Genomic DNA, 18196 nt, shown 5'->3' on the forward strand with positions numbered 1-18196 from the left:
AGGGGCACCGTGCCGGTGAACCTCCCTGCCCGCATCGGCCCTTACCGGCCGACCCGTCACCTCGGAACCGGCGGCATGGGCACGGTCTACTACGCGACCGACCCCGAGAGCGGACTCTCCCTCGCCGTCAAGGTCCTGCACCAGGACTTCGCCGCCGACCCCGCCCACCGGGCCCGCTTCCGGCGCGAGACCACCACGCTCCGCAAGGTCACGGGCCCCTATCTCGTCCCGCTGGTCGACGCCGACCCCGATGCCCCCCTGCCCTGGCTGGCGACCGCCTACGTCCACGGCAACACCCTGCACCAGCACGTCCGGGACACCGGGGCCATGAGCCCGGACAACCTGCTGACCTTCGCGGCGGCCGTCGCCCACGCCCTGGCCTGCATCCATGACGCGGGGGTCGCCCACCGCGACCTGAAGCCGACGAACGTGCTCCTCGCCGCCGACGGACCGCGCGTCGTGGACTTCGGCATCGCCCACCACCTGGACGCCACCGCGATCACCGCGACCTCGGTGATGACCGGCACCCCCGGCTGGATGGCGCCGGAGCAGCTCACCGACGGCACCACCCTCCCGGCCTGCGACATCTTCACCTGGGGCCTGCTCGTCGCCTATGCCGCAGCTGCCTCCCACCCCTTCGGGGCGCCCACGGGCATCACACACCGCATCGTCAGCGCCAAGCCCTCGCTCAGGGGTGTGCCCGACGCCCTGCTGCCCCTCGTGCGCGAAGCCCTGCACAAGGAGCCCGGACGGCGCCCGAGCGCGGCGGAGGTCGCCGAGCGGACGGCCGCCGTGTACGGGCCGACGGGCACCGCGGTCTTCCCGACCATCGCCTACACGCGATCCCTCGCCCGCACCCCGGGGCAGACCGGCGTCGACATCGGCACCGGTGTCACCGTGCCCCTGGACCGCGAGCGATGGAACGTCCCCCTGCCCGCCGGGCATCCCGTCGAGGAGGCGCCTGCCGACGGAGGGCCCGCGGGTGACGCCCCCGCTGTTCCGCCGGTGTCCCCGGGACCTTCGCCTTCGGCCCGTTCGGAGGTGTTCGGAGAACCGACGCCGCCGGTGACCGCGCGGACCGGACCGCCGGTTCCCCCGGCTCCCCTCCACTCACCGGTTCCCGCACCGCTTTCGGCCCCCGTGGCGTTTCCTGCTGGGCCCTCACCCGTCAGGCGCCGTACACGACGGCGGTTCCTCTATGTGCTGGCCGCCGCGGTCGTGAGTTTCACCGTCGGGGGCCTAACGGCCGTCGTGACCGCCGGCGACACCGGGACGGGAGCCGCCGACCGGAACACTGTCACCGACACGACGGCCGAGCCGGAACGGACGGCACCGAGCCCGGACGCGACCACCGCGACTCCCGCCGCGGACGAGGCGCCGAGCGCGCAGGAGGCCACTGCAGAAGAGGAGCAGGAACCTGTGCCGGTGGACGTCTTCGGCGGCCTGCGCATCACCGTTCCCGCCGACTCGGAGCTGATGCTCCAGTCGAGCGACGAAGAGGCGGACCCCGGATACGGCTGGCCCTCGGGACCGACCGTCGCGACCAGGGTCGACTTCTCCCTGCAGGACGACCCCGATACCGGCGTACGCATCCTCTACTCCCCGGCCCTGACCCTCGACCAGATCCGCGAGGGCCAGCTCGACTCCGGCCCCATGTGGTCCACCGAGAGCGAGGACGGCTTCAGCTCCACCGAGGAGTCGGTGATCTCGGTGAAGGAGCGGGCACTGGCCGGCATCGGCGGCAAGAAGGCCATGCACTGGACCATCGGCACCGACGTGCTCCCCGACTACGACGGCTCCCGCAGGAACAGCCACCGCGTGTGGTGGCTGCCGTACAGCAAGTACCTCCTCTACACCTACGGCAAGCACGACAAGTCCACCGACGCGGCAGTGGACGAACTGACCGAGGGGATCGGCTTCGAGGCGACGAAGATGCCGCGCGACTGCGCGGACGCCGTCGTGGCCCTGGACCAGGCCGCAAGGAGCGGTGAGACGGCGGACGACCACGGCAGTCTCGCCAACTGCCGGGAGGCCGCGGTGAACGGGGCCGAGCAACTGGACCCGGGGACGGTGGACACCGAGAGCGAGGCCGCGTGCGTCGCCCTTGCCGAGGCGCACAGCGGATACGGAGCCAACCTCTACTACGACCAGGCCAAGGCGTACAAGGAACTGCGCCCGTGGTGCGACCTCCCCGGAGCCGTGGGCAACCCGCGCCTGCCGGCCTACTGAGGGCAAGGACGAGGTTGCCGGTCCGCAGTCTCCCGTTACCGGGCGTCTCCGGGCTGCACCCGGTGCCGCGCCGCCCCGGGCCCAGGCGCGAAGGCTTGCGTCGGTGGGGGTCCGGGAGTTCACCGAGGCGCGTCCCGCGTCGCTTCTCCGCCCGCCGGAGAGGACCCCGGCCGCCGTCCCGCTCCGCCTGTCACACCTCGCTGGCCCGGTCCCCGGACCGCGCGCCCGTATCACAACCAGTCGTCGTACGCCTCATCATCCGCACCGGGCTCACGAAGCACCACGACGAGTTGCACCGGAGTATCGGTGTCGTCCTGTTTCACGCCCACGAGGAGTTCTTTGCCGGTGACCATCCATGCACGGTGCTCGATGTAGGAGTCCGCGTCCGTGACCTCGCCCTCCGGTTCCTCCAGTCGCTCCCCGAGGACTCCGGACCGGAGCTGTGCCGCGACCTCCGGGATCTTCGCGACGGCGATGGCATAGAGGTCGTCCAGGTAGGCGTCCGGGTCCGGCCTGTCGTCCTCGACCTCCTGGAACCACAGGGTGAACTCCACCTCGACCGGATTCTCGCCCTGAATCCACGCGCGGGCGTCATCACACTGCCACGTGGTGGCCCAGCTCTTCGACGCCTGGAACCGCTGCCACGGCAGGCGTGGCGCTCGACGTGTGATGTCGCGCCGGATACGGAGCTCAGCGGCCCGTGCCCTGCTCGCCGCTTTCGTCCCCTCGGGGGTGGAAGCGGCGGACAGGCCGGTCACAGGCCCATGACGACCACACGGTCCCCGCACAGCTTGCGCAGGTCGTCCTCGTCGGAGGTGAAGACCGTGACCGGCCCCGGCTGCCGCAGGGCGACGGCGGCCAGGGCCGCGTCGATGGCGTACTTGTGGCCGTGGAGGCCGGCTTCCTTGAGGAGCTCGACGGCGTCCTTGGCGATCTCCTCGGTCACCGGCTCGACGTAGATCCGGGACAGCGCCCAGTGCCAGGCCGGAAGGTAGGTCCGCACGTCGTACGCCTCGATCAAGGTCATGGACGTGGTCATCACGCGGATGCCGGAGAGGTGGGCCGTTTTGAGGCGCCCCTTCATCGCGGTGGCCCCCCGCACGGTCTGGGACAGGCCCTCGGAGTCGAGCAGATAGACGATGCGGTTCTTCACGCGACGTGCCGCTCCTGCCCGGCCTGCTGCTGCTCGGTGACACGCTCCGCACGAGCCCTCTCCGCATGGGCGTGCTCGATCTCCTTGCGTTCGGCCTCGGCTGCGGCCAGTTCCTCCTCGGTGACAGGGCCGTATTCCGTCTCCAGCCAGTCGACGAGTTCGCCGAGCCGGTCCTGCTCCCGCCGCCGCTCTATGGCCTGCGTGACATAGCGGCTGAACCCACCGGGGCCCACCTCTGCCCGGATGGCCTCGGCCAGCTCCTCGGGGAGCGTGACGGTGTACTTCTTGGTTGCCATACCGTCGACCATACTGCTCGCGTTCCTGAGGGGAGACCCGAACGACGGCGCCTCACCCCATCGAGTACATCGGTGAACATGACGGCGCTCAGCACGCGCACTCGGCCCACACGGTCTTGCCGCCGGGTGGATACGACTCAGTGCCCCAGCGGTCGGCTAGGGCGGCGACGATGAGCAGGCCGCGGCCCGACTCGTCGTCCGGCGGTGTGACGACGTCCGTCACGGGGGAGGGGAGCCGGTCCCCGCGAGCGTCGGTGACCGCGATGCGCAGGACGCCGGCGGCCGGATCGTGGGTGAGAGTGAGGCGGAAGTCGCGGCCCCGGACCCGGCCGTGCAGCGCCGCGTTGGCGGCGAGCTCCGCGACGATCTGCTCCGCGCGGTCGGTGACGCCGGGTGACGTCTGCCAGGTACGCAACTGCTCGTAGGCGAGCAGTCGGGCGAGGCGGGCACCGCGGCGGGTGGACGACAACTGCTGCGTGAACGACCGTGCGGCGGCGGGGAGCTGGGGGATGGTTGTGCTCATGGGACCACGGTGGCGGGTGCGCGGGGGCACGTTCCAGAGGTGCGGCCCGTACGCAGCGTGACCGTACGGGAGCATTCTGTGGGCGACGTGCGGATGGGGTGTCACTTTGAGTACGGATCGGCGACCGCTGCCCGCCCGGGCAACACGCGCCCGTGCCCGCCGGTCGCCCCGGCTCGACAGGAGAGTGCACGAGATGGGCGGCACCACACAACTGCGTACGTACACCGTCCGCGACGGGCTGCTCGACGAGTGGGTCGAGCGGTGGCGCAGCGACATCGTGCCGTTGCGGCTGGAGTTGGGCTTCGAGATCGGAGGGGCCTGGACGGACCGGGAGCGCAACCAGTTCGTCTGGTTGATCTCCTACGAGGGTCCGGAGACCTTCGCGGAGCGCAACGCGCTGTACTGGGCGTCGCCCGAGCGCGAGGCGATGGGCCTCGACCCGGACGACTACCTCGTGCGCACCGAGGACCGTACGGTCGAGCGACGCTACTGACCCCTGTCGGACCCGGCGGCCGGCGAACCCCTTCCGGGAGCGCGGCCCGTACGCCGTGTCAGCGTACGGGCACGTTCGGTGGACGGCTCGGATCCGCGTCGGCCACGCTGGGTGCCGGCGATCACAGGGCAGGGCCCCGCATGCACCTGAAGGTGGTTCCGAGTGCCGGGGCCGGAGGTGCGCGACTGTGTCCGGTGCGGTCGCCGCAGTGTCGACGAGAAAGAGGTGCCCGATGACGACGCCGACCACGAGGCCGTGGGGCCTGACCCGGATGAAGCCGTTTCCCGCAACGGCCGTACTGACCGCAGCGACGGTCGTGCTCGATGCGGACCGTCAGGTCGGGCGGTGGGTCGGGCCCGACGGCCTGGACGTTCCGGAGCTGGACCGGCACAAGCGCAGTGAGACCTGCAAGGAGACCAAGACGAAGACGTCCATGGACGGCAACAAGGACGAGGGAAGCGACCAGCAGGGAGACAGCGATTGAGCGGGGCATCACCGGTTCTCGTCGTCACACGGCTGGACGACGCGACGGCGGACGTCGTCATCGAGGAGTTGAACAGGCGCTCGGTGCCGGTGGTCCGACTCGACCCGGGCGACTTCCCGCAGACGGTCACCATGTCAGCGCGCGTGGAGAGTTCGTGGCTTACCGGTGAGGTGCGGACGGAGACCCGGGCCGTGGCGCTGGACGCGGTCCGGTCCGTGTACTGGCGCCGTCCGCGCCCCTACTCCGCGTCCGAGGGGCTGAACGGACCGGATGCCGACTGGTGCGCCCAGCAGGCACGCCATGGCTTCGGGGGAATCCTGACGTCTCTGCCGGGAGCGCACTACGTCAACCACCCGTGGTGCAACCGGGCCGCCGAGTACAAGCCGGCCCAGCTCACGACCGCGGCGCGGTGCGGGCTGCGCGTACCGCCGACGCTCCTCACCAACGACGCCGAGCGGGCGCGGCGGTTCATCCGTGATCATGGCCCGGCCGTCTACAAGCCGCTGTGCAACAGTGACTACACCGATCGAGACGGCCAAGGCCTGACGGTGTGGGTCGAAGAAGTCGCCACGGCGGACCTCGACGCCGGGATCGGCCACACGATGCACCTGTTCCAGAGCCGCGTGGACAAGGTCGCGGACGTACGGCTCACCGCAGTGGGGAACCGGCTGTTCGCCGTGCGGATCGACGGGTCTCCGGGCCTGGACTGGCGTCGGCACTATGACGACCTCCACTACACCCTCATCGACACACCGCCCGACGTGGCGAAGGGCGTCCACCAGTACCTCGACGCGTTCGGCCTGGCTTACGGCGCCTTCGACTTCGGGCTCGACGCCGCCGGACGGTGGCACTGGTACGAGTGCAATCCGAACGGGCAGTTCGCATGGTTCCCCGATCCCGTCACCGACCGGATCACCGCAGCCCTCGCCGACCGACTCCAGTACTCCGACCGCCGGGACCGCCGATGACCAGCAGCACGATCATCCGCCAGAGCCTCGCCGGCGAACTCGCCGCACAGGGCCTGCTCACCGATCCGGCATGGCGCGCCGCCGTCGAGGCCGTGCCCCGCGAGCTGTTCCTGGGAGGTGCCGTGTTCCGTTCCGACGGCGCCCGGTGGGAGCCCGTACGCCGTGAGCGACTCGGTGACGACGAGTGGCTCCGGACGGTCTACTCGGACACCACCTGGGTGACGCAGGTCGACGGCATCAGCGCCCAGGAAGCCGCGGGCCCCGTGTCGGGGCGGCCGACCTCCTCCAGCACCCTGCCGTCGCTCGTCGTGCGGATGCTCGAACTCGCCGATGTCCAAGACGGTGACAGGGTCCTCGAGATCGGCACGGGCACGGGCTACTCCACCGCCGTGCTCTGTCACCGGCTCGGGGATGAGACGGTGTACTCCGTCGAGTACGACGAGGAGGTGGCAGCCGCTGCCGCACAACACCTCCGAGCCGCCGGCTGCTCCCCGCACCTCGTCGTCGGTGACGGCCTGCGCGGGCACCAGGACGGCGCGGAGTACGACGCGGTGATCGCGACGTGCGCCGTGCGCACCATCCCGCCCTCGTGGCTGTGGCAGCTCCGTGACGGAGGCAGCATCACCACGACGATCAGCGGCTGGATGCTGGGCTCGGGCCTGATCCGGCTCGTCCTCGATGAGGAGGGCGTCGCGCACGGCCGTTTCGCCGCCGACCCGGTGTCGTACATGCTCGCCCGGCCGCACGAACGGCCGCCTCGCCCCACGTTCTACACCCATCCGGGCAGCACGCGGGACTCGTGGGTGAGCCCGGGCCTGCTGGACGACTGGACCGGGCTGTTCGTCGCGCAACTCGGCGCGCCATCCGCCGAGTTGGTTCGCACGGGGGACGGCCTCGCCCTGGTCGACGCTGCAACCGGATCGCAGGCATGGACCGAGCGTGACGGCGACGGCTGGACGGTGCACCAGGACGGACCCCTGCGACTGTGGGACCAGGTCGAGGACGCGCTCGACGTCTGGCAGAAAGCGGGCTCGCCCGACCAGTCCGCGTTCGGTATGACGGTCACCGAGTGGGACCAGGTCGTCTGGCTGGGCGATCCGGAGGGCCCTCGCTGGCGACTGCCGACCTGAGAAGGCCCGTAGCGAGCCTCGCCCTGGAAGAACGTGTGGCACGCCCTCTGGGTCCGCTCACCCCGTACGCTGCGTCAGCGTACGGGCACGTTCGGCGGGCTGTGCGAATTTGTTCCGGCCACTCTGGCGTTCTGAGAGTTGCGGGCTCCACCAAGGCGATCAGGAACCCAGCGTGATCACGTTGCCGCGTGAGACCGCCCCAGGCCGGCACTCTCCAAGAGAGCGCCGGCCTCGCCTCTGTCAGCGGCCCGCAGTGTGCTGCGCAGGTGATCCATGCCTCCCACCGCCCAGGCTCAGACCGCGTTTGAGATCTCGCCATAGGACAATCGATCGGTGACGCGACCCCTGAATCGTGACCGCTCCCTTGAAGAGCTTGACCGCGACCGCTGGCCGGACCCGTCAGCCGACGCCACCCGTCTTGTCGCTACCGCACACGCCTTGCGGCGTCGGCCGATCGGCGAGCTGACCGTCGAGGACATGCGCTTGTTGATCGGGCAGGACGTAGGACTGCCCCATCTCCTGCCACTGGCACTGGAGGTGCTGCGGGAGAACCCGATGGCAGAGGGGCACATGTACGAAGGTGATCTGCTGTCCGCGGTCCTCACCAGGAACCCAGTGGTCTGGACCGAGTCTTCCGGACTCGGCCGAGAGCTTCGCGCGATCGTCTCGGAGTTGACCGACCTGCCGCCTGACCTGCAACGGAAGGTCGAGCGGTTCCTGGCTCCCTAGAGCACTGACGCAGGACGTTTCCCATGGAAGGGAAGGCCGGCGTATCTATGGAACGTCTCGCCGGAGCAAGCGCGGGCCCGGCCGCGTCGCCGGTCGGCCGCGGGGAGTCGGCGGCCCATGATGCCGATCATTGCCCAGCGGATCATGGTCTCGGAGCGGGCCGGGCTGGTCTCGTAAGTCCCGCGCGAGGCGGCGGTGGGCGATGAGCCAGGAGAAGGTGCGCTCGATCGCCCATCGCTTGGGCTGGACCTGGAATCCGCGCCGGCCCGGGGCCTTGCGCACGATCTCCAGCTCGCGGCCGGGGATTGTGCGTGGCCACTCCACGAGGCGGCCGGCGAAGCCCCGGTCCGCCCAGATCTTCTGCACGCCCGGATGGTCCAGACGGGTCCACAGCAACGAACGCTTCGCGCCGTCGTCATGCCACCAGGTGAAGTCTCCGTACACAGTGGGCCAGGGCGGGAAGTCCTTCGGCGGCCAGTGCCAGGCGCACCCGGTCCATACCACGTAGAAGATCGCATCCACGATCCGCCGCCGTGGGTGCTTCTCCCGTGTGGACGGTCACGTAATTCCCCAGGCCCGCGGTCACGAAATTTCCCAGCCTCCCGTCTGTTGAGCGAGCTCGCGTCCAGGTCCTCGCGGGTCTGCTCCTTCCTCAGAGGTCCATGCGATGTCCGACCGCCGAAGGATCGGCTGCCGCTCCGTAGCACAACACGACGTGCGCAGCCGGGCCGGATCCGGTGGACGTGGAGATGCCGTTCGCCAGCGTCGAGATCGACCAGCGGCTGGCCCGCAGCGCCTGGGGACACGGGTACGTGACGGAGGCGGCCCGGGCTGTGCTGAAGTTCGGCTTCGGCGATCTCGCCCTGCCGGAGATCGCCGGTTCACGCATGGCATGGACCTCGCCGTCCAGCAGCCGGCGCGCCCGAACTTCGTCCGCCGCGACCTGGTGGCCGGGTCAGTTGCAGTCGGCGGTGGTCGTCGTGCCGGTGACGGCGGCGGCGAGCGGGATCTCCAGCGGCGTGTCCTTGCCCGTCCACGGAGATCCTCAGCAGCCTGCCGTCGGCCGTCGGCAGGCTGCCGCAGGAGTGTCCGGGCCGTGCGTCACCCGCGGTTCACCGGTTACGCTCCGGGTGCCCACCAGGTGAGGGCTGTTCCGATGAACAGGCAGGCCAGCGCCAGCGCGACGGCGCGGCGGGCGAGCGTCAGCCGGCGCGCAGCCCGGATCGCGGTGGCGAGCTCGAAGCCGTCCACCGAACCGTACTCGCGGTGGATGTCAGCCAGCGTGACCGCCAGCGGCTTCGTCCCGGACTGCGCGGCCAGGGCGTGCCACAGGCCCGTCACGGCGAGGGCGAGACCGCCGCCGATCATCACGGTGACGGCCAGCCGCCACAGCGGTGGAAGGTCGGCTGTGGTGGTCCGGCCCTTGATCACGACCGCGGCGCTGACCAGGGTTACAAAGGCCGCCAGGCCGTTGCGCCATGCCTCCGCGCTGGCCCGCACGCTCGGCAGCGACTCGCGCACCAACGCCTGGAACCGGTCGCGCTCCGCCAGATCGTTCTCGGTGGGCGGCCGCGCCGGCAGGCGGGGCACCAGGTTCATCCGGCGACCACTTCAATCCGGAAGCTGACCCCGCAACCGATCGCCCCCGCCGGGGCGTTCCCGTGCTCGCTGCCGCAGCCGCAGGTCACATCCAGCATCACGACGGCCGGCTGCTCGCCGTCCTCACCGCGGCTGGGCCCGGACAGGCCGGCGAGCGCAGTGGTCACCTGACGGTCCACCAGGTGGTGGTCACAGCGGGGGCACCGACCGGAGACCACGAAGCAGGGCGCGCCGCCCCCTGCGTACGGGGTGACGGTGAGTTCGCGCGTCCCCAGGAGTTCAAAGGCGCGTTCGGTCCACCTGTAGTCGGTGGTGGGCAGGTAGTCGAGGGCGGCTGCTTCGAACATGGCATCACTGTAGTGAGCGGCGGCCTACGCTGGGGCCGCATCGAACCATCTGCTGCGGCGAGGGGGCCATGCCGGTCGACGAGGGGGAGTACGGCGGTTTCCACCGGAGCGGCGTGCGCGCGTTGGGACGGCAGCAGTACGCGGAGGCGTTCTACTGGTTCTCCCGCGCGCATGCCACCGGGCATCCGGAGGCAGCCAACCAGATCTACCGGCTGGTCCACACTGCGGGCGAGCCGGGCGAGCCCTTCTTCGTCTGGCAGCCGATGACCGAGCCGGTGGTGCTCTTCGCGGCCGCGGCGCGCTCGTACCGCGAGTTCACGGCCACAGGCGACGTCGACCTGCTGGACCGGGCGGTCACCCTCAACCGGGAGAGCGTGCGGTCGGCGCCGTCCGACCTCCCCGCCCGTGCCCTCATGTTGGCCTCACTGCGTGACGTGCTGAGAGACCGGTACGACCACCGGGGACGGACCGCGGACCTGGCCGAGGCGCTCGGCGTCGCCCACGAGGCACTGAACGTCCTGCCGACCGGTCACTACGCACGGCTGAGGGCCACTCAGCTCCTGATCGCCCTGGAGCACGAGCGGTACCGGGCCACCGGAGACGCGGACCCGCTCCGCACTGCCGTAGAGGCAATCGGCAGACCGGCCCTGACACAGCCCGGCGGCGCCCCGGAGGACCGGGCGGCACTGGAGTCCAGCCTCTGCGGGGCGCTGCTGTCCCTGGCCCGGAACGCCGACGAGGCCCCGCTCCTGGAGGAGGCCGTCGACCTGGGCCGGGCGGCGGTCGGACGCACCACCTCCGCCAACCTCGACGTGGTGTCACGGAACAACCTGGCAGCCGCACTGATCACCCGCGGCACACGGCGCGGTTCACTGGACGATCTGAACTCCGCGGTCGAGGTGTTGCTCGCGGCAAGGGAAGCGGATGACCCCATGCATGTCTCCGAGGCGGCGACAACGCTCATAGCGGCGTTGCATGCGCGGGCCGGTATGACCGGACGGGCCACGGACAGGCGGGGCGCCGAGGCGGTCGGGGAACACCTGCAGAAGGCTCTGCGGGGCGTGCCGGCGGGCCACCCGCAGAGACTGCTGCAGGAGATAGCCGCCGTTCACGGCGAGGCCGCCGTGGACGCGGCCCGTCGCGCGCTGGACGCCCTGCCGCCGGCCCATGTGGAGCGGCCGTTCGTCGCAGTGCTGCTGGCCCAAGAACTCAATTCCGCCGGGCGGCGGAGCGAGGCTGTCGAGGTGGCGCGACAGGCGGCTGCTCTGGCGACCGGCGGCAGGCTGGCGGTCGATGCGAACCGGGTGCTGGGCAAGCTGCTGCTGGGCGCCGACGAGCACGGGGTCGTCGTCCGCGAAGGCGAGATGCTGGCCGCCTTCACGGCGGCCGCCGCGGCGTGTGACGAGACGGACGTCGTCTATGCCGAGGTGAAGACGGGCCAAGCCGCAGCGCTGATCAACCGGTTCCTCCGCGACGAGGACGAATCGGACCGCCGGGCAGCTGTGGCAGCTTTCCGGGCCGCGACGGAAGCGACGGGCTCCCCCGTCCAGGAGCGGCTGTTCGCGGCGCAATGCTGGGCCGGGACCGCGCTGGAAGCCAACGACCGGGCCAACGCCCTGGTGGCGGCCTGCACCGCGGTCGCGCTGCTGCGCGAGTTCGGCTGGGCGGGCCTGGACCGGGACGACCAAGTGCAGAGCATCCAGGACGGCAAGGCGATGCCGCGCGAGGCGGCGGCCCTGGCGATCGCCACCGGGCAGCCCGAGCTGGCGGTGGAACTGCTCGAACAGGGGCGGTCGGTGCTGTGGGGCTCGACCCTGCACCTGCGCGCGGACCTCGCCGCCCTCGCCGCCTACGACCCCGCTCGCGCCGCCGAGCTGGAGCAGGTCCGCGCAGCGCTCAACGAGGACGGCGGACTCGACCAGGAAGAACGTCTGCGGCTGGCCCGGCACTGGCAGCAACTGGTGTGCGAGGTAAGGGAGCTGCCCGGGTTCGCCAGGTTCCTCGGCCCGGCCACGTTCGGCGAGCTCGCTCCCGCCGCGGCGGAAGGGCCCGTCGTCATCGTCAACATCAGCACCATCCGCTGCGACGCGATCCTCGTGCTACCGGGCGGAGGGATCGACGTCGTGGAACTGCCCGACGTGAACGTACCGGGCATCGACGCGGTCGCCAACACCTACCTGAGCCACCTGGCGGCCGCGACGGAGCCGGGCGCGACAAGCCTGACACGCGAACGTGCCCGGCATACCGTGCACGACACGCTGGAGTGGCTGTGGAAACACATCGCCCGGCCGGTCCTCGACCGGCTGACCTGGCCGCCCGAGTCGACGACCCCGCCCCGGCTGTGGTGGTGCCCCACGGCGTCCCTCACCGTTCTGCCGCTGCATGCCGCCGGACGCTACCCGCGCGGCGCCCACGACCGCACCGAACCGGTCGGCCTGCCGTACGCGGCTGTGTCCTCGTACACCACCACGCTGTCCGCCCTCGTCGACGCCCGGCGGCGGCCCGCGCCCGCGGATCCCACGCTGCTGGCGGTCGCGCTGACCGACACCGAACGCGGCCACGCCGTGCTGCCCGGAGTGGCGACGGAACTCCGGGCGCTCGACGAGATCCTTGGCCGCCGCCGGCTGACGGTTCTTGCCGAGGACGCGGCCACTTCGGCGGCGGTACGGCGACAGCTGCCCGCGCATGCCTGGGCGCACTTCGCCTGCCACGGCTGGCTCGACATGGCGGCACCCGCCGGCTCGGGCCTCTGCCTGTGGGATGGCGACCTCAACCTCCTCGACATCGCGGACCTGCGACTCGACACGGCTGACCTCGCGTTCCTGTCCGCCTGCCACACCCGTCTGGGCGCCGGGCAGCTCCCGGACGAGGCCGTGCACACCGCCGCCGCACTGCGCATCGCGGGATTCCGGCACGTCGTGGCGACCCTGTGGTCTATTAACGACCAGGCCGCACCCCAGGTGGCCGCCGCCTTCTACCGCCATCTCGCCGGCCCGGACGGTCCGACCTCCGCCGACGCCGCCCGGGCCCTCCACCGCGCCGTCGGTGAACTCCGCGCCCGGCACCCCACCGACCCGACGCTCTGGGTCCCCTTCGTCCACGACGGCCCGTAAGCGAGACTGCGGGTCGGTCAGGTGGTTCGTCGCGGGCCAGAAGCCTGCGGCCATGAGCGACTGATCGACCCCCGCCGGGGGCGGCGTCAGCCCGGCACGCGGAACCGACGACGCCGGGCGGAGAGTGCGAGCGGGAGCCGGATCCGTCGGACAGTCTGCGGACGTTCGGGGCCGTCGTCCAGGCGCTGCGCGAGCACGCGGGGCTGAGCCGGGCGCAGTTCGGGGAGCTGGTGCGGTTCTCCAAGCACACGGTGGAGTCGGTGGAGTTGGGGCGGCGGATGCCGGACGCGTCGTTCGTCGAGCGGGCGGAGGAGGCGTTGGGGAACACGGGGGCGCTGCGGCACTCGGCGCGTTTTCTGACGCGGGGGGAGGCGGGGTTGGCGGCCTGGTTCCGGCGGTGGGCGAGGCTGGAGCGGGTGGCGGTGAGCCTGTGCACATACGAGTGCCGACTGATTCCCGGGTTGTTGCAGTCGGAGGGCTACATGCGGGCTCTTTGCGAAAATGACATCCCGCCCATGGCCGACGATGACTTGGAAGCTACGGTGCAGGCGCGCTTGGAGCGCCAACGCCTGCTCAAGGAGCGGCCCAACACGGCGTTCGACTTCATCGTGGAAGAGTCCGTGTTCATGCGACGTCTCGGTGGTACCGAGGTGACGCGTGAGCTGATCGACTACGTGCTGGAGCTCGTCGCGCCCAGGAACGTCACACTTCAGGTCATGCCGGCGGACAGTGAGTATCACGCTTGCATGGCTGGACCGATCCAACTGTTGGAAACCCCGGACGGTAGCTGGCGTGGGTATGCGGAAGGGCAGGAGAGCGGTCGCTTGATTGCTGACCCGAAACAGGTCAGCAGGCTCCACATGCGCTATGCGAGACTGCGCTCACAGGCCCTCACCCCGAAGGACTCCAGGGGCCTGCTGGAGCGGATGCGAGGAGCGCTATGAGCACGCCTGAACTTAACTGGTTCAAGTCCAGCTACAGCAGTGCACAAGGTGACAGCTGCATCGAGGTCGCCGTCACTGAACAGGCCATTTATGTAAGGGACTCCAAGGACGTGACGCGTCGACCCTTCACCGTGGGACGGGATGGCTGGACGAAGTTCGTGACGTTCCTCGGTCGCATCTGATATGCCCAGGACCACGCAGTTGCGTACGTACACCGTCCGCGACGGGCTGCTCGACGAGTGGGTGGAGCGGTGGCGCAACGACATCGTGCCGTTGCGGCTGAAGTTGGGTTTCGAGATCGGCGGGGCTTGGACGGATCGGGAGCGCAACCAGTTCGTCTGGCTGATCTCCTACGAGGGTCCCGAGACCTTCGCGGAGCGCAACGCGCTGTACTGGGCGTCGCCCGAGCGTGAGGCGATGGGCCTCGACCCGGACGATTACCTCCTGCACACCGACGACCGTACGGTCGAGCAGCGCTACTGACCGTTCGCAGGGTCCGGCGGCAGCAGGTGCTGTCGCCGTTCCTCCGCGTCCAGGGTGCGGAAGACCCGCCCGCGCGCCCGTGCCTCCAGCCGGTCGTAGTCGGGGTCCGCCGGCCACACCCGCGCGGTGCCGTCGGCGGACGCGGTGAGCAGCCGCGTACCGTCCCCGGACCACTCCACCGACATCACTTTGTCCCGGTGGACGCCGATGACGGCGATTTCCTCGAACGTGGTGGAGGACCAGAGCCGTACCGTCCGGTCGTCCGACCCGGTCGCGATGCGACGGCCGTCCGGTGACCAGGCGACGGCCCGGACCCGCCCCTCGTGGCCCTTCAGCACGTCGATGCGGCGACCGGTCACCGCGTCCCACACGGCGGCCGTCCAGTCACCGGAGGCCGTGGCCACACGCTCCTCGTCGGGGGACCAGGCCGCGTCCTCCACGTAGTTGCCGTGCCCGCGCAGCACGGTCAGCTGGGTGCCGTCAGAGGTGTCCCACAGACGGCAGGTGCGGTCGTCGGAGCAACTGGCCAGCCTTCGCCCGCTCGGTGACCACGCCACGCGTCCCACCCAGTCCTGGTGCCCGGTCAGTTTCCGCAGCTCGGTACCGTCGACGGCGGACACGAGGCGTACGGTGCCGTCGTGTCCGCCGGTCGCGATCCGTCGGGCGTCCGGGGACCACGAGCAGCCCTCGACGGGCTCACCGCGCAGGTCGAACACCGTGCTGCCGGAGCCGTCCACCACACGCACCAGTCCGTCCGCGGTGCTGAGGGCGAGACGGTCGCCGTGCGGCGCCCACGCCACGCTCCACACCCGCTCGCCTGGCGCCGTCACCGGACCCGCGGGCGCACCGGAGTCCGCGCTCCAGATCCGTGCCGTCCCGTCGTCCGAGGCGGTGGCGAGGCGGGTTCCGTCGCCGGACCACACCGCCTGGTTCACCGGCCCGTCGTGCCCCTGCACCAGGACGGACTCGGCTCCCCGCGGCCGGAGGTCCCACACCCGGCCGGTGCCGTCCGTCGACGCGGTGGCCAGCCGGGTGCCCGACGGCGACCAGGTGACGGCCCACACCGTGTCGGTGTGGCCGCGCAGTACCGCGACCTCCTTCGCGTCCTCGGTGCTGACGACGCGCACCGTCCGGTCGGACGACGGGGAGGCGAGCAGTCGGCCGTCCGGCGAGAAGGCCGGGTTCCACACGTAGTCCGTGTGGCCGCGCAGCAGCAGTCGCAGCGCGCCCGTGCGGGCGTCCCAGATCCGGGCGGTGTGGTCACCGGACCCGGTGGCCAGCGACTCGCCGTCCGGTGACCACGTGACGCCCTCGACGAACTCGGTGTGCCCGGTCAGGGTCGTCGTGGCCGCTCCCGTCGCCGCGTCCCAGACGATCACCGTCCGGTCGTGCGACGCGGTGGCCAGACGCGAGCCGTCCGGCGCCCAGGCCACACCCCAGACGTCGCCGGTGTGGCCGCGCAGTTCGTGCACGAGCCGACCGCTGTTGGCCTCCCACACCCGAGCCACCTGGTCCTTGAAGGTGGCGGCGATCCGCGTCCCGTCCGGCGACCACGCCACCCGCCGGCCGATGTCCCCGGCGCCGGTGAGCTGCCGGACCGGTTCGCCGGACACGGCGTCCCAGACGCGTACGACCTGGTCGCGTCCGGCGGTGGCCAGCCGTGTCGCGTCGGGGGAGAAGGACACCGACTCGACCATGGCGCCGTCGCACGGCAGCACCCGCAGCGAACGCCCCGACTCCGCGTCGTACACGCGGGCCGTCCCGTCCCTGGACGCGGTCGCCAGCAGCTGTCCGTCGGCGGACCAGGCGACATCCCGCACCGTGTCGGTGTGCCCGTCCAGCCGGGTCCGCAGATGACTCGCGGCCAGCGCCGTCATCAGTCCGCGCCGTGCGGCCGGTGTCGGTGCGCACTCGCCGAGCGCGGCCAGGGAGAGCAGCAGTGCCCGCTCCGGCTCGGTCTCCGCGCTCGCGAGCACCTGCCGGCCGATGCTGTCGGAGACACGGCCGAGGAAGGCCAGGTCCCGGCGCTGCGAGGCGTCGACGAGCGCACGGGCGGGAGCCGACGCCTGCCCGGCCTCCTCCAACGCGGCCAGCCACCGCTGGGCGACGGTGAGGCGCTCGCCGGTGAGGAGGTAGTCCGCGCTGCGCCCGGACCGCTCCCAGTCGGCAGCCCACCGTTCCAACTCGGCCCGCTCCCGCAGCCGTTCCGCCCGCGCTTCCGCCTCCTGGCGCAGAGGCGCCCACTGCCGGAACAGCGCCTCGTGCGTCACCTCCGCGTACGCGTCCCGGTGGCCGTCCGGGTTCCCCGCGGTTCCTTCCATGGCGTAGGACCGGATCAGGCGCGCCTCGATGAACGCGTCCACCACGTACCGCTCCCGGTCGGTCAGCTCGGACAACCGCACCGGACGGCGGGCGAGGTCCCGTTCCTCGACGGTGACGAACTTCAGCAGCACCCGCAGCGCGAAGTCGATGCCGCTCGGAGTGCCGAGGGCAGCCACCGTGTTGTCCGCCTGCCGGGCCAGTGCCCCCGCCACGCCTCCGAGTTGCCGATACATCTCCTCGGTGATCGTGCCACCGGGGCCGCAGACGAAGTACAGCTCCTGGAGGAGGTAGGCGAGCAGGGGCAGCGCGTCGTCCGTGCCCGTGTCGTTCACGATGCTCTCGACGAGACCGGGCTCGAACGAGATGCCTACCAGCGCACCCGGCCGCTCCACCACCTGGACGAGCTGCGCACGGCTCAAGGTGCCGATGGCGACCGGGTGTTGCAGGAACGGCGCGTGACCGGTCCCGAGCAGTCGTCCCAGAAGGTCCACCCGGCACGTGGCCAGGACCCGGACGGAGGGCTCCTGCCGCAGGCACGCGTGCAGCGCTTCCAGGAACTGGGCCTGTTCCCGCTCACCCGCGAGGGTGACCAGTTCCTCGAACTGGTCGATGACCAGCAGCACCCGCTGGAACTGCCCGGCCCGCAGCCGCGACAACTCGGCCGCCAGACTCTCCGGCCCCTGCCGCAGCCGCCGCAGCACCGCGTCGGCCGTCTCCCTTCCGCCACCGGCCACGGCCAGGGACGCGGCCAGTGCGTGCAGGGGGTTCGACCCCGGTGAGAACGTCGGCACGATCGTCCACCGGCGTCGGCGCAGCCGGGGCATCACCCCGGCCCGGACGAGTGACGACTTGCCGCTGCCGGACGCTCCCGTCAGCATCAGGAACCGGTCGGCGGGGCGGGTCGCGGAGGCGTGCAGCCGACGCGTTAGCTCGGCGGCCTGCGCCTCCCGGCCGAAGTAGACGGCCGCCTCGTCCTCGCCGAACGCGTCCAGCCCCGGGTACGGAATCCGGTCACGCGGCCACTCCGACGGCGCGGGCGCCGGGTTCTCCAGCCGGTACACGACGACCTGACCGACCACCATGGCGACGACCAGCAGCCCGATGGCCGGAACGGACCATTGCTGGATCATCTCCAGTGCCCAAGGCGCGTCGTCCTTGCTGGTGGCGTAGTTGGTGACGATGCCGAGAAGGCAGGCGACCAGTGCCAGCAGAATCTGCAACACGACTTGGAGGCGTTGCCTCATACGGCACCGGCCCGCTGCCGACCGGCTCGATACCTGCGCGGCACTATCACGCCCCCGTTCCGTTCAGCAGTCAGTGCTCCTTCGTGCACCGGGGCGGTGCCCTGCCCGCACGTCGGTTGGTGCACGAGGAAGCGTGAGC

General features: G+C 71.1%; 18 protein-coding genes and 2 pseudogenes. 11 read left to right on the plus strand and 9 right to left on the minus strand.

Annotation, left to right across the window (positions count from 1 at the left end):
- Window positions 1-9 precede the first annotated feature (9 nt).
- Window positions 10-2229 (plus strand): serine/threonine protein kinase, encoded by a 2220-nt coding sequence (locus ACWEQO_RS08020; RefSeq protein ID WP_452980158.1) that lies wholly within the window; start codon window positions 10-12, stop codon window positions 2227-2229.
- Window positions 2230-2459: 230 nt separating this feature from the next.
- On the opposite strand, the gene ACWEQO_RS08025 is transcribed toward ACWEQO_RS08020, so the two are convergent.
- From ACWEQO_RS08025 to ACWEQO_RS08040, 4 genes are all read right to left on the minus strand, one after another.
- The gene (locus ACWEQO_RS08025) at window positions 2460-2783 is read right to left on the minus strand and encodes a hypothetical protein (protein WP_452980161.1); all 324 of its coding nucleotides are present in this window, start codon (window positions 2781-2783) and stop codon (window positions 2460-2462) included.
- Window positions 2784-2983: 200 nt separating this feature from the next.
- Window positions 2984-3382, minus strand: coding sequence for a PIN domain-containing protein (locus tag ACWEQO_RS08030; protein ID WP_452980164.1), 399 nt, complete (start codon window positions 3380-3382; stop codon window positions 2984-2986).
- The gene (locus ACWEQO_RS08035) at window positions 3379-3678 is read right to left on the minus strand and encodes a hypothetical protein (RefSeq protein ID WP_452980167.1); all 300 of its coding nucleotides are present in this window, start codon (window positions 3676-3678) and stop codon (window positions 3379-3381) included. The genes ACWEQO_RS08030 and ACWEQO_RS08035 overlap by 4 nt, the downstream gene beginning before the upstream one ends.
- Window positions 3679-3766: 88 nt before the next feature.
- Window positions 3767-4201, minus strand: coding sequence for an ATP-binding protein (locus ACWEQO_RS08040; RefSeq protein WP_452980169.1), 435 nt, complete (start codon window positions 4199-4201; stop codon window positions 3767-3769).
- Between the two features lie 193 nt (window positions 4202-4394).
- On the opposite strand from ACWEQO_RS08040, the gene ACWEQO_RS08045 reads away from it, so the two are divergent.
- From ACWEQO_RS08045 to ACWEQO_RS08065, 5 genes are all read left to right on the plus strand, one after another.
- Window positions 4395-4694, plus strand: a complete 300-nt coding sequence (locus ACWEQO_RS08045) for an NIPSNAP family protein (protein WP_452980172.1) — start codon at window positions 4395-4397, stop codon at window positions 4692-4694.
- A gap of 232 nt (window positions 4695-4926) precedes the next feature.
- The gene (tgmA, locus tag ACWEQO_RS08050; protein ID WP_388285287.1) at window positions 4927-5178 is read left to right on the plus strand and encodes a putative ATP-grasp-modified RiPP; all 252 of its coding nucleotides are present in this window, start codon (window positions 4927-4929) and stop codon (window positions 5176-5178) included.
- The gene (tgmB, locus tag ACWEQO_RS08055) at window positions 5175-6146 is read left to right on the plus strand and encodes an ATP-grasp ribosomal peptide maturase (protein WP_452980176.1); all 972 of its coding nucleotides are present in this window, start codon (window positions 5175-5177) and stop codon (window positions 6144-6146) included. Before tgmA ends, tgmB begins: the two co-directional genes overlap by 4 nt.
- On the plus strand, window positions 6143-7276 hold the full coding sequence (gene tgmC, locus ACWEQO_RS08060; protein WP_452980179.1) for an ATP-grasp peptide maturase system methyltransferase: 1134 nt from the start codon (window positions 6143-6145) through the stop codon (window positions 7274-7276). Before tgmB ends, tgmC begins: the two co-directional genes overlap by 4 nt.
- A 333-nt stretch (window positions 7277-7609) precedes the next feature.
- Window positions 7610-8005 (plus strand): contact-dependent growth inhibition system immunity protein, encoded by a 396-nt coding sequence (locus ACWEQO_RS08065; RefSeq protein ID WP_452980182.1) that lies wholly within the window; start codon window positions 7610-7612, stop codon window positions 8003-8005.
- A gap of 45 nt (window positions 8006-8050) precedes the next feature.
- On the opposite strand, the gene ACWEQO_RS08070 is transcribed toward ACWEQO_RS08065, so the two are convergent.
- A complete protein-coding gene (locus ACWEQO_RS08070; protein ID WP_452980281.1) occupies window positions 8051-8449 on the minus strand; it encodes a transposase in 399 nt (132 codons plus the stop codon).
- Window positions 8423-8542, minus strand: a pseudogene (locus ACWEQO_RS08075) (transposase); the annotation flags it as partial. The pseudogene ACWEQO_RS08075 and the gene ACWEQO_RS08070, both read right to left, overlap by 27 nt.
- Before the next feature lie 212 nt (window positions 8543-8754).
- On the opposite strand from ACWEQO_RS08075, the gene ACWEQO_RS08080 reads away from it, so the two are divergent.
- Window positions 8755-9150, plus strand: coding sequence for a GNAT family N-acetyltransferase (locus tag ACWEQO_RS08080; protein ID WP_452980185.1), 396 nt, complete (start codon window positions 8755-8757; stop codon window positions 9148-9150).
- Here ACWEQO_RS08080 and ACWEQO_RS08085 read toward each other — a convergent pair.
- Window positions 9125-9604, minus strand: a complete 480-nt coding sequence (locus ACWEQO_RS08085; RefSeq protein ID WP_381027556.1) for a hypothetical protein — start codon at window positions 9602-9604, stop codon at window positions 9125-9127. The genes ACWEQO_RS08080 and ACWEQO_RS08085 overlap by 26 nt on opposite strands.
- The gene (locus ACWEQO_RS08090; RefSeq protein ID WP_452980188.1) at window positions 9601-9951 is read right to left on the minus strand and encodes a hypothetical protein; all 351 of its coding nucleotides are present in this window, start codon (window positions 9949-9951) and stop codon (window positions 9601-9603) included. Before ACWEQO_RS08090 ends, ACWEQO_RS08085 begins: the two co-directional genes overlap by 4 nt.
- Window positions 9952-10019: 68 nt before the next feature.
- Here ACWEQO_RS08090 and ACWEQO_RS08095 point away from each other — a divergent pair, with 68 nt between their 5' ends.
- The 4 genes and pseudogenes from ACWEQO_RS08095 to ACWEQO_RS08110 all read left to right on the plus strand — a co-directional run bounded on the left by ACWEQO_RS08095 (window position 10020) and on the right by ACWEQO_RS08110 (window position 14491).
- Complete coding sequence (locus ACWEQO_RS08095) at window positions 10020-13064, plus strand: CHAT domain-containing protein (RefSeq protein WP_452980191.1); 3045 nt, start codon at window positions 10020-10022, stop codon at window positions 13062-13064.
- Between the two features lie 113 nt (window positions 13065-13177).
- Window positions 13178-14008 (plus strand): annotated as a pseudogene (locus ACWEQO_RS08100) (helix-turn-helix domain-containing protein); the annotation flags it as partial.
- Complete coding sequence (locus ACWEQO_RS08105; protein ID WP_452980194.1) at window positions 14005-14190, plus strand: DUF397 domain-containing protein; 186 nt, start codon at window positions 14005-14007, stop codon at window positions 14188-14190. The pseudogene ACWEQO_RS08100 and the gene ACWEQO_RS08105, both read left to right, overlap by 4 nt.
- 1 nt (window position 14191) lies before the next feature.
- Window positions 14192-14491, plus strand: coding sequence for an NIPSNAP family protein (locus ACWEQO_RS08110; protein WP_452980197.1), 300 nt, complete (start codon window positions 14192-14194; stop codon window positions 14489-14491).
- On the opposite strand, the gene ACWEQO_RS08115 is transcribed toward ACWEQO_RS08110, so the two are convergent.
- Complete coding sequence (locus tag ACWEQO_RS08115; RefSeq protein ID WP_452980200.1) at window positions 14485-18036, minus strand: nSTAND1 domain-containing NTPase; 3552 nt, start codon at window positions 18034-18036, stop codon at window positions 14485-14487. The genes ACWEQO_RS08110 and ACWEQO_RS08115 overlap by 7 nt on opposite strands.
- Window positions 18037-18196 lie beyond the last annotated feature (160 nt).

The organism is Streptomyces sp. NPDC004051 (genome assembly GCF_053604275.1).

Excerpts from the sequence above, each read along its gene's own strand:
- ACWEQO_RS08035 (WP_452980167.1), bottom strand. The coding sequence starts at position 3,678 with ATGGCAACCAAGAAGTACACCGTCACGCTCCCCGAGGAGCTGGCCGAG.
- ACWEQO_RS08040 (WP_452980169.1), bottom strand. The coding sequence starts at position 4,201 with ATGAGCACAACCATCCCCCAGCTCCCCGCCGCCGCACGGTCGTTCACG.
- ACWEQO_RS08045 (WP_452980172.1), top strand. The coding sequence starts at position 4,395 with ATGGGCGGCACCACACAACTGCGTACGTACACCGTCCGCGACGGGCTG.
- tgmA (WP_388285287.1), top strand. The coding sequence starts at position 4,927 with ATGACGACGCCGACCACGAGGCCGTGGGGCCTGACCCGGATGAAGCCG.
- tgmC (WP_452980179.1), top strand. The coding sequence starts at position 6,143 with ATGACCAGCAGCACGATCATCCGCCAGAGCCTCGCCGGCGAACTCGCC.
- ACWEQO_RS08080 (WP_452980185.1), top strand. The coding sequence starts at position 8,755 with ATGCCGTTCGCCAGCGTCGAGATCGACCAGCGGCTGGCCCGCAGCGCC.
- ACWEQO_RS08085 (WP_381027556.1), bottom strand. The coding sequence starts at position 9,604 with ATGAACCTGGTGCCCCGCCTGCCGGCGCGGCCGCCCACCGAGAACGAT.
- ACWEQO_RS08090 (WP_452980188.1), bottom strand. The coding sequence starts at position 9,951 with ATGTTCGAAGCAGCCGCCCTCGACTACCTGCCCACCACCGACTACAGG.
- ACWEQO_RS08095 (WP_452980191.1), top strand. The coding sequence starts at position 10,020 with ATGCCGGTCGACGAGGGGGAGTACGGCGGTTTCCACCGGAGCGGCGTG.
- ACWEQO_RS08105 (WP_452980194.1), top strand. The coding sequence starts at position 14,005 with ATGAGCACGCCTGAACTTAACTGGTTCAAGTCCAGCTACAGCAGTGCA.
- ACWEQO_RS08110 (WP_452980197.1), top strand. The coding sequence starts at position 14,192 with ATGCCCAGGACCACGCAGTTGCGTACGTACACCGTCCGCGACGGGCTG.